At 56.1% G+C, this 1,071-nt stretch carries 2 protein-coding genes; both read right to left on the bottom strand.

Going from position 1 to position 1,071, the window contains the following annotated elements; translation table 11 throughout:
* The coding region (locus VLX68_14150; GenBank protein HUI93385.1) for a CHAD domain-containing protein at positions 1-596 on the bottom strand (596 nt) is incomplete at its 3' end.
* A gap of 108 nt (positions 597-704) precedes the next feature.
* Positions 705-1,071: transglutaminase domain-containing protein (locus VLX68_14145; protein HUI93384.1), on the bottom strand; the 367-nt coding region annotated here is incomplete at its 5' end.

The following is a 1,071-nucleotide window of genomic DNA, read 5'->3' as shown; positions in this document are numbered from 1 at the left end:
TTGGCCGCGGGAGCTTCGCCAGCCAGCTCGGCCAAATAGCGCGCATGTTTCGCCGCGATGCGAAACGCATGCAGAGTTTTCTCGGTCATAGGCGCCCGGCCGAGCTTCGGCAATGAGTTCGCCGCTAACCGCAGAGGGTCAATTCCATCAAGTTTGATTTCGTCCTGTTCCCGGCGAAGCCGTTTCCGCAACTCCTGCAAACTCGCCGGGTCCGCCGCTTTTGAGAGTTTGCGCGAGCGCCGCGCATGCTCTTCGGCCAGCAACTCGAGCATCTGAGCGCGATGATTTTGCCGGTCGGGAATTTTCAGCTCCTTTAAAAACGCCGTTTCCACATCGAGATCTCGGAGCTTGCCCGCTCGTTTTCTGAGTTTCGAAAGCAGCTTCAACAATTTCCTTTTATTGCGCGTTTCCGGGGCAAGCTCGCTGACCAGGGCTTCCACTCGCCGGCTGTTTGTCCGGAAACGATGCACATTTTCCGGCGCCGGGCTCTTTGAAAGCCGCGCCGTGGAGCGAGCCATGCGCTCAAAAATAAGCTGTGCCTGAATTTGCGGAGTACTCAATTTGGCGTGGTTGGGGCTGGAACTGTTCGCGCGCATAATTCAGAACCGGGAAACACGGTCGGGGAGGAGCACCCGTTTCCGGGCAGATGATTCTAACATCCTGTTCACAATTCGGCGAGGCTGTTTCTAACCTGAACCTTGAGCTCAGTTGCCCGTTTGTAACGACGCCCGCGCGCCCTGCTCGACGTCCGCAAACGAGAAGTTCAGGCTCACCCGCGGATATTCCTGTCCGGCAACTTCTACATAGGGATAAACAAAGTAGTTCAAAGGCTCGCCCTGTTGCGGCGGGCTCAACCTTATATCTCGCCCCACTGAGAATTGCACCCGGTTGGCGTCGTGCGCGCCAAAGAAATAATCCTTTTTGACAGGGTTTTTCCACGCCTCGGAAATGTCGACCGGGATCCATCCATTTTGCGGATTGAAGAACTCAGCCCAGCAGTGGTATCCGGGAATCTCGCCGGAATTTTTACTGGCAGGCAGCGGAAATCCAATTTCGAAGCGCGCGGGAATG

It is taken from the genome of Chitinivibrionales bacterium (genome assembly GCA_035516255.1).
In the GTDB taxonomy this organism is placed as follows: Bacteria; Fibrobacterota; Chitinivibrionia; order Chitinivibrionales; family FEN-1185; genus FEN-1185.
Note: the sequence above shows the minus strand (reverse complement) of the source record. Positions and strands in the feature narration are given on the sequence as shown.